Annotated in this window: 15 protein-coding genes; 9 read left to right on the top strand and 6 right to left on the bottom strand. The window is 49.7% G+C overall.

Going from position 1 to position 12,709, the window contains the following annotated elements:
• The first annotated feature begins 21 nt into the window (after nucleotides 1–21).
• The 5 genes from DWZ03_RS04700 to proS all read left to right on the top strand — a co-directional run bounded on the left by DWZ03_RS04700 (nucleotide 22) and on the right by proS (nucleotide 5,071).
• Nucleotides 22–690, top strand: a complete 669-nt coding sequence (locus DWZ03_RS04700) for a D-lyxose/D-mannose family sugar isomerase (protein WP_005829234.1) — start codon at nucleotides 22–24, stop codon at nucleotides 688–690.
• 5 nt (nucleotides 691–695) lie between these two features.
• Entirely contained in the window at nucleotides 696–1,781 is a 1,086-nt protein-coding gene (locus DWZ03_RS04695; RefSeq protein ID WP_005829232.1) for an aldose epimerase family protein, read from the top strand.
• Nucleotides 1,778–2,857 (top strand): metallophosphoesterase, encoded by a 1,080-nt coding sequence (locus tag DWZ03_RS04690; protein ID WP_005829230.1) that lies wholly within the window; start codon nucleotides 1,778–1,780, stop codon nucleotides 2,855–2,857. The genes DWZ03_RS04695 and DWZ03_RS04690 overlap by 4 nt, the downstream gene beginning before the upstream one ends.
• 47 nt (nucleotides 2,858–2,904) lie before the next feature.
• Nucleotides 2,905–3,462, top strand: a complete 558-nt coding sequence (locus DWZ03_RS04685) for a YhcH/YjgK/YiaL family protein (RefSeq protein ID WP_005829228.1) — start codon at nucleotides 2,905–2,907, stop codon at nucleotides 3,460–3,462.
• Nucleotides 3,463–3,577: 115 nt separating this feature from the next.
• On the top strand, nucleotides 3,578–5,071 hold the full coding sequence (gene proS / locus DWZ03_RS04680) for a proline--tRNA ligase (RefSeq protein WP_005829226.1): 1,494 nt from the start codon (nucleotides 3,578–3,580) through the stop codon (nucleotides 5,069–5,071).
• 168 nt (nucleotides 5,072–5,239) lie between these two features.
• Here proS and DWZ03_RS04675 read toward each other — a convergent pair whose 3' ends face one another.
• Nucleotides 5,240–5,575, bottom strand: coding sequence for a type II toxin-antitoxin system RelE/ParE family toxin (locus DWZ03_RS04675; RefSeq protein WP_005836958.1), 336 nt, complete (start codon nucleotides 5,573–5,575; stop codon nucleotides 5,240–5,242).
• Nucleotides 5,566–5,799, bottom strand: a complete 234-nt coding sequence (locus tag DWZ03_RS04670; RefSeq protein ID WP_005829224.1) for a hypothetical protein — start codon at nucleotides 5,797–5,799, stop codon at nucleotides 5,566–5,568. The genes DWZ03_RS04675 and DWZ03_RS04670 overlap by 10 nt, the downstream gene beginning before the upstream one ends.
• A gap of 176 nt (nucleotides 5,800–5,975) precedes the next feature.
• Here DWZ03_RS04670 and DWZ03_RS04665 point away from each other — a divergent pair, with 176 nt between their 5' ends.
• Nucleotides 5,976–6,158 (top strand): hypothetical protein, encoded by a 183-nt coding sequence (locus tag DWZ03_RS04665; RefSeq protein WP_005829223.1) that lies wholly within the window; start codon nucleotides 5,976–5,978, stop codon nucleotides 6,156–6,158.
• 229 nt (nucleotides 6,159–6,387) lie between these two features.
• Complete coding sequence (locus DWZ03_RS04660) at nucleotides 6,388–7,518, top strand: glycosyltransferase family protein (protein WP_120129007.1); 1,131 nt, start codon at nucleotides 6,388–6,390, stop codon at nucleotides 7,516–7,518.
• Here the strand turns inward: DWZ03_RS04660 and DWZ03_RS19925 are convergent.
• On the bottom strand, nucleotides 7,515–7,616 hold the full coding sequence (locus DWZ03_RS19925; RefSeq protein ID WP_005836960.1) for a smalltalk protein: 102 nt from the start codon (nucleotides 7,614–7,616) through the stop codon (nucleotides 7,515–7,517). The genes DWZ03_RS04660 and DWZ03_RS19925 overlap by 4 nt on opposite strands.
• A 54-nt stretch (nucleotides 7,617–7,670) precedes the next feature.
• Nucleotides 7,671–8,180: an HU family DNA-binding protein gene (locus DWZ03_RS04655; protein WP_005829218.1), complete on the bottom strand. Its 510-nt coding sequence runs from the start codon at nucleotides 8,178–8,180 to the stop codon at nucleotides 7,671–7,673.
• 277 nt (nucleotides 8,181–8,457) lie between these two features.
• On the opposite strand from DWZ03_RS04655, the gene DWZ03_RS04650 reads away from it, so the two are divergent.
• A complete protein-coding gene (locus tag DWZ03_RS04650; RefSeq protein ID WP_005829216.1) occupies nucleotides 8,458–8,718 on the top strand; it encodes a DUF4248 domain-containing protein in 261 nt (86 codons plus the stop codon).
• 129 nt (nucleotides 8,719–8,847) lie between these two features.
• Here DWZ03_RS04650 and DWZ03_RS04645 read toward each other — a convergent pair whose 3' ends face one another.
• Both DWZ03_RS04645 and DWZ03_RS04640 read right to left on the bottom strand, forming a co-directional pair.
• On the bottom strand, nucleotides 8,848–10,977 hold the full coding sequence (locus DWZ03_RS04645) for a VapE domain-containing protein (protein WP_120129005.1): 2,130 nt from the start codon (nucleotides 10,975–10,977) through the stop codon (nucleotides 8,848–8,850).
• Nucleotides 10,978–11,099: 122 nt separating this feature from the next.
• Nucleotides 11,100–11,423, bottom strand: a complete 324-nt coding sequence (locus DWZ03_RS04640) for a hypothetical protein (RefSeq protein WP_005829213.1) — start codon at nucleotides 11,421–11,423, stop codon at nucleotides 11,100–11,102.
• Nucleotides 11,424–12,184: 761 nt separating this feature from the next.
• Here DWZ03_RS04640 and DWZ03_RS04630 point away from each other — a divergent pair.
• A complete protein-coding gene (locus DWZ03_RS04630) occupies nucleotides 12,185–12,703 on the top strand; it encodes a UpxY family transcription antiterminator (RefSeq protein ID WP_120129003.1) in 519 nt (172 codons plus the stop codon).
• Nucleotides 12,704–12,709 lie beyond the last annotated feature (6 nt).

Here is a 12,709-nt window from a genome sequence, read left to right as displayed (position 1 = left end):
CACCTTAAAAAATAGATAAATATGAAACGCAGTGAAATCAATCAATATATCCGCGAAGCCAAAGCATTTATGACAAAGTACCACTTCATGCTGCCTCCATGGGCGGACTGGACTCCGGACGACTGGAAGACCAAAGGACCGGAATGTGATGATATCCGGGAAAGAGCCATGGGTTGGGACCTGACCGACTTCGGCTGGGGCGATTTCCTGAAAATCGGCCTGACGCTGGTAACCCTCCGTAATGGAAGTCTGCAGAAGAAAGACAAACCCTATTGTGAAAAGATTATGTTTGTCCGCTGCGGACAAGTTACTCCCACCCATTTCCATTGGCTGAAAACGGAAGACATCATCAACCGGGGTGGAGGAATCCTCTGCATGCGTCTGTGGAAGGCCGACAAGGAAACTGAAATGCTGACTGAAGAACCGCTTGTCGTTTCCATCGACGGAGTCAGTACACGGGTAGCTCCCGGAGAAACGGTGCGTCTTGCTCCCGGACAAAGCATTTGTTATGAGCCTTATCTCTACCATACTTTCTGGGCCGAGGACGACCATTGTCTGGTAGGCGAAGTCTCTACAGTGAACGATGACATGAGAGACAACCGTTTCCTCACCCCCAAGGGGCGTTTCCCGCAGATAGAAGAGGATGTTCCGGCCGAACATCTGTTGTGCAACGAATATCCCGAAGTTTAGAAAGTATGAAAGATAAGACCAACCTGACGGGATTGAATCCTGATAATTTCCGGTCCGTAATCAACGGAAAGGATACCGGCCTTTATATACTGCGCAATGGCAGCGGTATGGAGATGTGCGTCACGAACTACGGGGCCATCGTCTTATCCATCATGGCTCCTGATAGTCATGGTAAGTTTGAAAATGTCGTCATAGGCTTCGATACGCTGGAAGAGGCCCGCAGGCAAAGCAAGGACTATTATATAGGAGCTACTATAGGCCCCGTAGCCGGACGCATATTGCACGGCGCTTTCCGTGTAGGAGAAAAAGATTATCACTTACAGCTTAACTCTGTTTCTAATACTCTGCACAGTGGTGATAACGGTTTTCACACGGTGGTGTGGGAAGCACAGCAACCGTGTGAAAACCAACTTCTCCTCCGGCATTTCCATGCCGATGGAGAAGCCGGTTTTCCGGGCAATGTTACGGTAAGGATGATGTATACCTTGACGGACGACAATGGGTTCCGTATAGATTATGAGGCGGAGACAGACCGCGACACCTTGTTCTGTCCCACCAATCATGCCTATTTTAACCTGGCGGGCATGGGAACTCCCACTACTTCCATTGAAGACCATCTGGTGAGGATAAACGCGGATTTCTACCTGCCTATCGACATGAATACGAACAATACCGGTGAAGTCAGGGCAGTGGGCGATACGCCTTTTGATTTCCGCGACTACCATTCCATAGGCGAACGCATCAACCGGAAAGACTTGCAGTTGCTCAACGGCCACGGTTATGACCACTGTTTTGTCTTGAAGAAACCCGCGCTGCATGAGCTCTCTTTCGCCGCCACCTGCATCAGTCCGTCCAGTGGGCGCAGAATGGATATCTATACCACAGAGCCGGGGCTTATCATGTACACCGGCAATTATTTGCCGGGCTTCACGGGCATGCATGGCACTGTGTATCCGCGTCGTAGCGCCGTCTGCTTTGAAACCCAGTGCTTTCCCGATACACCGAACAATCCGCATTTCCCCTCCATCGTATTACGTGAAGGAGACCTTTATAAACAGACATGTATTTATCAATTCAGTACGCAACCATGAAAAACAGAATCATTCTTTGTTTGGGATGCCTGCTGGCATTCCTCCAGCTCCGGGCACAAGTCAATACCAACCAGCAGCATTTGTGCAATCCTAATTCTTTTTCCATCGTCCTGCTGGGCGACCCGCAAAACTACGTGAAGTATGACTATAACCAGCCGGTTTTTGAGCTGATGACGGCGTGGACCGCTCATCATATAGACTCCCTCCGTGTAAAGGCGGTGCTTTGTACGGGCGACTTGGTAGACCAGAATGAATGTATTCTACCTCCCTTCCCGCGTTTCGGGAATCTTACGAGCCGGGAGCAGTGGACATTTGTGTCGCGGGCTTTCGGGCGGTTGGACAACAAGGTCCCTTATCTCATTTCTACCGGAAACCATGATTACGGCTACACCCGTTCGGAGAACTCGATGACCCGTTTCCCGGAATATTTCCCGATAGAGCGCAACAGCCTATGGAGAAAGACCATCGTGGCCGCCACCAATAACAGAAACGGCCTGCCTACGCTGGAGAATGCCGCCATGGAGATAACGGACGAGCATTGGGGGAGGATTTTGATTATTGCCGTTGAATTTGCCCCGCGCGACGAGGTCTTGTCATGGGCCAGGGAGCTGGTGGCTGCCCCGCGCTTCAAGGACCATACGGTGATTCTCATCACCCATTCCTACCTTACCGGCTTCGACAGCAAGCGCATCACCAAAGAAGGCTATAAGATAACCCCGTCCAATACGGGCGAAGGCATCTGGCAGAAGCTGGTGCAACCTTCCGCCAACATCCGTCTTGTGTTGTGCGGACACTATGCCACTCCGAATGAACGGTTGGACTATACCACGGGATTCCGTACCGACAAGAATGCAGCCGGACACGATGTGCACCAGATGATGTTCAACTGCCAGGCGTTGGGTGGCGGCATGAGTGGAAACGGGGGAGACGGCTGGCTGCGTCTGCTCGAATTCCTGCCCGACGGACATACGGTGCAGGTCAGGACCTATTCTCCGCTTTTCGGCTTTTCTCCTCAAACCAAGGACAAGGCATGGCGTACGGAATCTTATGACCAGTTTCAATTCACGATAAAATAAAAAATATGAAGCGTATATCAATTATTTATTCATTAATACTCTTTTGTATGTATTTATCAGCACAGACAAGTCCGGAGTGGACTTCCGGAAATGCGAAGAAATGGATGAAAAGTGCCGTTTGGTCCAATGGCTGGACTGTCTCTCCCCATAAATCAGTCAATGCTGTTGAATTTGCCTGCCAATATCATAAGAACAAGGATGTCTGGGATGCTGCATTCCGCTTTCTTGCCGAACATGATTTGGAAGCGCTGTCCATTGGCAACCATGTCATTCTGGAGGGGAAATGCTGGGCTACGGTCAGTGAATACATTCCCAAAGAGGTGGAGAAAGGGAATATTGAAAGTCACCTCCGTTTTGTCGACCTTCAGTATGTACTCTGGGGAAATGAAAAGATGGGGCTGGCAAGTGACGTCGAAGTACGTCAGGCGTATAATTCAAAAAAGGATGTTGCTTTTTATACCTCTTCCCGGATAAAACACTACTCTGCCGATGCCGGCAGTTTCTTCTTGTTTTTCCCTTCGGACATTCACCAGCCTTCTGTTCGGGGAAAGGGGGAACTTGTTAAAAGCAGGAAGATTGTGATTAAAATAGAATATGTAGATTAGTGTGTTTTCGGTTCTATTAAAAATACTATTTGTTTTTCAAATAAATTTCCTTTAAAATTTGTACTTTTGCCGACTGTTTAGAGAAATCAACGAAAACTTTAAAAAACGAAATAGAATGGCAGTAGAATTGAAAGACCTTACCAAACGTAGTGAGAACTATTCTCAGTGGTACAACGAGTTGGTGGTAAAAGCCGATTTGGCAGAACAATCGGCTGTACGCGGCTGTATGGTGATCAAGCCCTACGGATACGCTATCTGGGAGAAGATGCAACGTCAGTTGGACGATATGTTCAAGGAAACGGGACACGTCAACGCTTATTTCCCCTTGCTTATTCCGAAATCATTCCTCAGCCGTGAAGCGGAACATGTGGAAGGCTTTGCCAAAGAGTGTGCCGTCGTGACGCACTATCGTTTGAAGAACGATCCGAATGGCGGCGGTGTGGTGGTGGACCCTGCTGCAAAACTGGAAGAAGAGCTGATTATCCGCCCCACTTCCGAAACCATCATCTGGAACACCTACAAGAACTGGATCAATTCATACCGCGACCTGCCTATCTTGTGCAACCAGTGGGCAAACGTGTTCCGTTGGGAAATGCGTACCCGTCTGTTCCTCCGTACCGCCGAATTCCTCTGGCAGGAAGGACACACGGCACATGCCACTCGCGAGGAAGCCGAAGAAGAAGCGGTAAAGATGCTGAATGTATATGCCGAGTTTGCCGAAAAATACATGGCGGTGCCCGTGGTAAAGGGCGTGAAGTCTGCCAACGAGCGTTTTGCAGGTGCCCTCAACACCTACACCATCGAAGCGATGATGCAGGACGGAAAGGCTTTGCAGAGCGGTACTTCCCACTTCTTGGGACAGAACTTCGCCAAGGCGTTCGATGTACAGTTCGTCAATAAGGAGAACAAGCTGGAGTATGTTTGGGCTACCTCCTGGGGTGTTTCCACCCGTCTGATGGGAGCGCTTATCATGACGCATTCCGATGACAACGGTCTGGTACTTCCTCCGCACCTGGCTCCGATACAAGTAGTCATCGTACCTATCTACAAGAATGCAGAGATGCTGGCTAAGATTGACGAGAAAGTGGCAGGCATTGTTGCCAAGCTGAAGTCAATGGGTATTTCCGTGAAGTACGACAATGCCGACAACAAACGTCCGGGCTTCAAGTTTGCCGACTATGAGGTGAAGGGTGTTCCCGTTCGTCTGGTGATGGGTGGCCGCGACCTGGAGAACAATACAATGGAAATCATGCGTCGCGATACACTGGAGAAGGAGACGCGTTCCTGCGAGGGTATCGAAGAGTACGTGAAGGATTTGCTCGAGGACATTCAGGCTAATGTCTACAAGAAAGCGCTCGATTACCGTAACAGCCGCATCACCAGCGTGGACAGCTACGAGGAATTCAAGGAAAAGATTGAAGAAGGCGGCTTCATTCTGGCTCATTGGGACGGGACTACCGAAACCGAAGAGAAAATCAAGGAAGAGACCAAAGCAACCATCCGTTGTATTCCTTTCGATTCATTTGTTCCGGGTGACAAGGAACCGGGCAAGTGTATGGTTACCGGCAAGCCTTCTGCCTGCCGCGTGATTTTCGCACGTTCCTATTAATAATACCCACCCCGGATTACGCGGATTAACACAGATGATTTTAGGAGTTCTGATAATCAGAAACTTTTATCTGCGTTAATCCGCGTAATCCGGGGTGATTGTATATCTTGATACGTCCTCTCGGTTTTAAATTTATAGAGTTATCTCTCATCATGAATTGATGAACAGCTATTTATATTGCTTCAGAAATTCTGAGATTGTTTTACGTACAGTTTCCGGAGATTGTTTTGAATGAAGCATTGCTGCAATGACAATCCTATTCTCATCAATCAAATAATATATCACGTTAGGGGAAAGTTTTAAATGACGGACAGTAATGTTGTTAAATAGAGTAGAAAAATCACTGTCTATAATTCCTATATACGGATGTTTTGCTAAAAGATTTACTTTGTCTTGTATCTTTTGACGTGTTTTCTGTGCCGTCAACATGCCAAAATTATTCTCTACATAAATAAGTATCTCTAAAAAGTGCTCATAAGCCAACTTAGACCAGACTATTTCCATCCCATGCGTTCATTTATCATACTCTCTATTTGGGAGTTTGATATACAGTGTCCTGCTTTATTCTCTTCTAAGGCAAATAGAAGGGCTTCAGCCAAAGCATCTCGGGGAATACTGTTGATAAAGTCGTCCATCGGTATGGCTGATTGATGATAAGTTGCCATCATCGGTTCTTGTGCCGTTTGTTTGGAAGAGTCTTGCTCTTTATATGGTTTAATTTTACCCATTGCTTTTATTTTTAATCAAAGGTAAACTGAATAAATGAAAACTCCTAATATTCAATCCATTTATTTTCCACTGCATCAAAGCCAACCAATCTACATACTATTGTAACCTCCTTCACATCTCCTCGTAACAACTTTCCCTCATTTTTGCAGCGTAAAAAAAGAAAGGAGGCCCGAATATGAAACTGAACAGAAATGACTATACCGTAGAGGCGGCAGCCGGCGGTGGTTTTTACGCTTATTTTATGAATAATGTGTTGTGCAGCGCCTACGGTGAAACGCCTGACGAAGCCTGCGAAAACCTGGAACAGATTGTTGACGATTTTGTCAGTGATATGTATATGGTCGAGGAATTTGTCTGATATTCCGGCATCATATGCCGACCGAATTATCCTTTTTACGTATTTATTCCATAAATTCTCTTGAAGTCATGTCTGCGCGATGCCGGTGTGACTTTTGTCATTTATAACCGAATTGTCACATTCTTCACATTCTGCCGTAACACGGAGGTGCGATATTTGCATCAACTAAATGCAACGTCATGTGCTGCATGTGTTTCAACAGTAATTTGTAAATCATCAAGTCGTCTCAATGAAAGTCCTTTTTATCGTTCAAGGAGAAGGCCGCGGGCATCTGACCCAAGCCATTACAATGGAAGAGCTGCTGCGCCGCAACGGTCACGAAGTAGTGGAAGTGTTGGTGGGCAAAAGCAATTCGCGCTGTCTGCCCGGTTTCTTCAACCGCAGCATTCAAGCTCCGGTGAAACGCTTTCTCAGTCCCAATTTCCTGCCTACGCCTGCCAACAAGCGGGCAAGTCTTGCGCGCAGTGTGGCCTATAATCTCACCCGTCTGCCCGTCTATCTGAAAAGCATGCACTATATACACCGCCGCATTGAGGAGAGTGGCGCCGAACTGGTCATCAACTTCTACGAACTGCTCACGGGGATGACCTATCTCTTCTTCCGTCCTTCCGTTCCTCAAATAAGCGTCGGGCACCAGTACCTGTTCCTGCACCGCGATTTCGAGTTTCCCGGTAAGAACGGCTTCCATCTGTGGCTGCTCCGCCTTTTCACCCGCCTCACGTGCATAGGTGCCCGCGAAAAGCTCGCCCTTTCCTTCCGCGAGATGGAGGATGACGAAGAAGCGTATGTCCGCGTGGTTCCGCCATTGCTGCGGAGGGAGGTGCTGTCGTGCGAAGGTACGGAAGGGGATTATCTCCACGGATACATGGTAAACTCCGGTTTTGGCGAGAATATCCTCCACTGGCACAGTGCCCATCCGGAAATACCCCTCCACTTCTTCTGGGACAAGCAGGACGAAGCCGAGGTGTGCCGTGTGGACGACACCTTGAGTTTCCATCAGCTCGATGACGTCAAGTTCCTGCGCTACATGGCAGGCTGCAAGGCCTATGCCACCACTGCCGGCTTCGAGTCGGTCTGCGAGGCGATGTATCTGGGCAAGCCTTTGCTGATGGTTCCGGCGCATATCGAGCAGGACTGTAACGCCTACGATGCATTCCGTAGCGGTGCCGGTGTCATCTCCGAGGAGTTTGATTTGGAACGTCTGCTGGACTTCTCGGAGCATTTCCACCCGAACATGGCTTTCCGCTATTGGGTGCGTAGCTGCGACTGGCGTATCCTGCGCTGTATAGAGAGGGAAGAGAAAGAGGAAACCTTTTTCGGGGTTTCCTCTTCCTGCCGTCCTTTCTTTCCGGTGACTTAAATGTTCACGTTCATCGCATTGGCTCCCAATGCCCCTAAGATGGCAGAGGCTACTGCAATTACGACTTTCAGAATTTTATCCCAGATACTTTTTTTCATGCTATATACGTTTTAAAAGTTGAACATACGAATCGGTAGTAAAATCAGTCATACTTATCCCAACGGATTTTCGCCCTGGTCTCCGTCCGAACCGCCTCCGTCTCCCGAGCCGGAACCGCCGCCGGAGCTTCCTCCTTCACCGTCTCCCTTGTTCACCAATGCCTCCAGGTCGTAGAAGTCAATCTTCTGCCCGGCACGCGTGGCGGCGATGTCCGGTCTTACGGTGCTGGAAGGCCGGAAATTGATTTTCACCGCTTTGATGTTCTTGGCGGTGCACTCCTTTACATCCAGTACGCCTGCCGTACGCGCCGACAGGCTGAATACGCCGAAGTTCTTGATATTCACCGACTGGCCGCTGTAGAGGGTTGTTATCATGGCCTCCACAAAATTGGTCAATACACTCTGGATGTCTCCCAGTGTCAGCGAACTCTTCTCCTTCATCACATACGCAATGTCGTCCAGCGTCGCATTGTCGCCCAGTGTCACCAGCTGCGGGTAGAACTTTGCCACCGCATCTGCCTTTCGAGGATCTTTCCTCGCAATCTTCTTGAATGGTACTCCCATAAACAATTAAATAATTAAAAATTAACAATTAGAAATTAAAGTCCCGTATTGCAATACTCTTCTCTTTCTCCTTTAGGGGGGGGAAGAGGGGTGCTGCAAAAGTACTTCTCCGGCTTTTTCTGCTCATGGCTTTCTTCGGGTTACGCCGTCTCTTTCCCGTTTCCTTTCTGTTCAGGAAAAGTTCTTCGTCCGATGCCCGTTTATGTCTGTATACGCTTGGTCATACCGCTGATATTCAGTATCTTTATGGTGTAATAATCAACCAATAACATAAGGAATGAAAACAGAAAAAGAAAAGAGGGAAGAGGAGGAGGAAGACCTTCGTCCGTTCCGCATCCACGCCTATTCGAAGGAGGAGCTTGCCATGCTCTACAACCCGACTTACTGCATCAGCAATGCCATCTATACCCTGGCGGCATGGATACGCCACAACAAGGCGCTGAAGGGTGAGCTGGAGAAGGTGGGCTACAACAAATACCGGCGCACCTTCACTCCGCTGGAAGTGAAAGTGCTGGTGAAGTATCTGGGAGAACCCTGACAGGATGCCGGCCGGAAATAGGGAAGCCGTGTAAAGAAAACGCCAATATATGTAAAGCCCCGTAACAATATATGTTGTCATGCACAACAATATATGTTACGGGGCTTCTCTCTTCTCCTCGAATACCGGTTACTGATATAGCTGGATGTCCACTACCTCATATTCGGTCGTCTCCTGCTCGTTGGTCCGTGTACCGAATCCGTACTTTTCCAGTGCCTGCACCAGTACCAGCTGGGTGTGCGGGTTCACCTGCACCTTCCCGAATATGCTGAGCTTGGTCAGTATGACGCTGGCAGGGAGCCATTTTACCTGCAGGTCCTCGGGCAGCGGTTTGCGGAAGAAGACGAAGAGGTTCTCCTCCACGGGGTCTTTCATGCGGTGCCGTTCGTTATGCTTGTTCAGCTGTTCTATCTCCTCGCCCTCGTACCAGTATCTGAAACCGTCTTTCAGCAAGGCGAGCGCCTGGGCGTAGATGCCGGGATGGTTCACCGGGGTGTGGTAGTCTATGCCGGTGACGGTGATGGGGAGGAAACGCCGGTTTCCACCGATGTCCTGCAGGCACTGCCGGTTGTTGGTGCTCGCGATGAAGGAGCAGTGGCGGGGCAGGGTGAAGGCTTCGATGTCGTAGGCCTTGCGCTGCGTCACGTTGTCCTGCGCGATGATTCGCTTCAATGCTGCCAGCTCGCCGGGCTTCACGCCTTCGAACTCCTCCATGTTGATGATGATTCGCGTGGCGAGCAGGCGGGCATCGTCCTTGTTGCTCGGGTCTATTATGCCGTTGTAGAAGTACTCTTTCCACTCGGGCGGCAGCAGGCGCCGAATCCAGCTGCTCTTTCCCTTTCCCTGCTCGCTGTAGAGGATGATGACGAGCTGGTTCATGTCCTCGTCGCTCAGCGCGCAGTCCACCAGGCCCACTATCCACCGTTTGAAGCCCTCCTGCCACAGTTCCCGGTTCTCGGTCGTCAGGGTGTCGGCAAGTTGGGCGATGTAGTCCGTCCCGTCCCAGGGGGGAAGCGCGTACAGATAGTCGGTGTAGGGGTTGAACTCCTTGGCGTAGTTGGAGTCTATCACGGCTCTGAGGAAATTCTGGTAGCAGGAGATGCCGGCCATCTGCAGGTCTACGAATATGGTGTTGTAGTCCTTTCCGCGCATGGGGCGGTAACCTTTTCCGGCATCTGCCGACAGGGCATAGGGCATGAATTCGAGGCGGTCCAGGATGAGGTTCCTGCGGATGCCGTAGTGCTCTTCCAGAAAGCTCATCACTTGGTTGATGACGGGCTTTTTCTCTTCCTTCTTTGTAGCGGCTTCGCTGGTCTTGTCGGTATAGATGTAGGCATTGTGCAGGGGAGATTCCACGTCGGGATACTCTTGTCCGAACTCGTTTTTCGCCAGTCTGATGGCTGTCTGCTCGTCCAGGCCCTTGCTGTAGCATTTGTTGCCCAGGGCGAAGAGGAAGTTGTCGCGGTTGCCTGCCCGGAACCTGGTGGTGCGCTTCACGGCGGTCACGGCTTGGGAGAATATCAGCTTCTCCCAAGGCTTTGCGTCCTGCGGCGTGGCGGCAGAGGAGGCGGGGAGGGGGTGTACCGTTTCGACGGGCGTCTTCTTTGGGCTGTTCTCCTTCTTCGCAGGCGGGATGATGCGTGCCGGCAACGGGGAAATCTGTTCCAGCAGTGCGGCATTGATATAGGCATGCGGGTCGAAGGACATGAAGTATCCTCGCGAGATGTCCTTTCCGCTTCCGTCCACCTCTACTCCGAGAAGGGCCTCGTAGTGCTCTTTGGCGGCGCTGTACAGCTTCAGGTGTATCTCCTCGAGCGTGGCGTAGGTCACCTCGCCCTGCCGGAGACGGTCATACAGACGCCGGGTGTATTCCGTCTGCATGAAGACGAACAGCTTGTAGCCGTGCCTTTTGGGGGAGAGGAAACTGCCCAGGGTGTGCGGGTCTTCGTTGATGAGGGTCCGGGTCTGCTCCAACTGTCCTTCTTCCAGGTCGTCGATGTCGAGCGTGATGACGGGGTTGTAGCGGGTGATGCTCGGTGCGAGCCTTCTTTCCCGGTAGTTGGCCGTGAGGGTCCTGAAGGGAAGCTGCTTCTTGACGTGGTTGGCTTCCTCCACCTTTCCCTGTGCCACGAGGCTGGCGATTTTGATGATTAACTTGGCATGCTTGCCGTTTCTTATGTCAGCCATGTCCTGCGTGAAGGTTGTCTCCCCGCTGACGGCGCTGAAACCACGGTAGGTGGTAACTGGAATGTTTTCCATTCTACTTGTATTAAGTTTGCCTTATTGGCGGCGCAAAGATGCCGCTTATTTCCTTAGGAAGCAAAAACGGCCATCCGCAGTGGGACAGCCGTTTTTTTACAATTTGAATTCCTTGGTCCGTTTTACTCCTTGGGATATAGCTCATTGAAGAGCTTATATATCTCATCCTCAATGCAATCGGGGTTCAGCGTATTGCCGCTTCCGTCCGCGTCCATAAAGTTTACAAGTAGATGCAGCAGCTTGGCGAAGGGGCTTACGCCCTTCAGTCCGTGTTCCTTTTGGGGATTTATCAGCAGTGGGATGAAGGGTGTCAGGAAAGCCTTCCGCTCCTTGTATTCCACGGTTAACGACTTGTGTTCTACCATAGAAAGCAGGTCGATGGCCACTTGCACCTCTTTGCTCTCTTTGGTGTACAGCACTTGGTAATCTCTCCCTTTGATTTGCATCACGCTAATTGGCGTTTTTTTGTTCTCATAATTACAATTTGAAAATCTAATTTTATATTAAGTTAACGAATCGGGTGCAAAATTAATAAAAAAGAGAAGTCTGTGCACTATGTATTACACGGATTGGCACGGATTTTTGTAGTTTCTGTGCGTATCACTTTTGTGTATGTCCGTGCGTATCATCCTTTTGTTTCCGTGAGTATCCGTCACTCAGAACGTAGCGAAGAATTCTTCTCTGTGCTCCTCTGTGCCAATCTGTGTAATCTGTGGTGCCCCTCTCCGTGAACAAGTGAAGCGTGTGTGTAGTCTGTATGTATAGGGTGAGGTACCGGAACCTATGGTTATATATGTAACACACCCTTTCTTTAAAAAGATAAGAAATGACGCGCGTGCGCGTGTATCTTACCTAATAGGCGTAATTCTTTGATATATAGTGTGATGATGTCTGCATTAAAAAAGATTATCATTTTATCAATCAGAATATTTTGTACTTTCATTTCTTGACGTTACCTTTGCGTTCATTAAACGGAACGTGTTATAAAACATTTCTTTCATCATAAACGTTTCGTTGATAACGGCTTATCGCAAGATAGCTTGAATATAACTATTTCGTCGCCTTCCTTCCGAGATGGTGGAGGGTTTTGAAATAAAATGAATGCATATAGCCTATTTAAAGTAACCGCATTACATTACTTGACCGGGAGGTACTTCGCTACTCCGGTGTCCCCCAATCATATTTTTTCGTGAACGAGAATGCAGAAATGCACTGGTATGCAGTGCGTGTCACCTATAGCCGAGAGCTTTTTTTCAAGGATTACCTGGATGCAGCGGGCATTGAAAACTATATTCCCATGCGCTATGAGTATGTCGTGAGGAAAGAGCGCCGCCTGCGCAAGCTTGTTCCTGCGGTCCATAACCTGGTCTTCGTCCGCTCCACCCGCGAGCGTATGGATGAAATAAAGAACAAACCGGGCATGAACATCCCTATCCGCTATATCATGGACCGCGAGACCCGCCAGCCCATCGTCATCCCGGACTCACAAATGCGCAGCTTCATCGCCGTGTCGGGCACCTACGACCAGGCCGTGCTCTATCTTGAACCCACCGAACTGAACCTCTCCCAAGGAACACGGGTACGCATCACCGGCGGCATCTTCGAAGGAGTGGAAGGGGTGTTTGTGCGTGTGCGCCATGATAGGAGGGTGGTGGTGAACATCGAGGGGGTGATGGCGGTGGCGACGACGTTTGTGCATGCGTCGCTGGTGGAGAAGATTGAATAATAATTT

This window comes from Bacteroides sp. AF29-11 (assembly GCF_003602895.1).
Classification (GTDB): Bacteria; Bacteroidota; Bacteroidia; order Bacteroidales; family Bacteroidaceae; genus Bacteroides; species Bacteroides uniformis.
The sequence above is the reverse complement of the archived record's forward strand: the minus strand, read 5'-3'. Positions and strand labels throughout refer to the sequence as shown.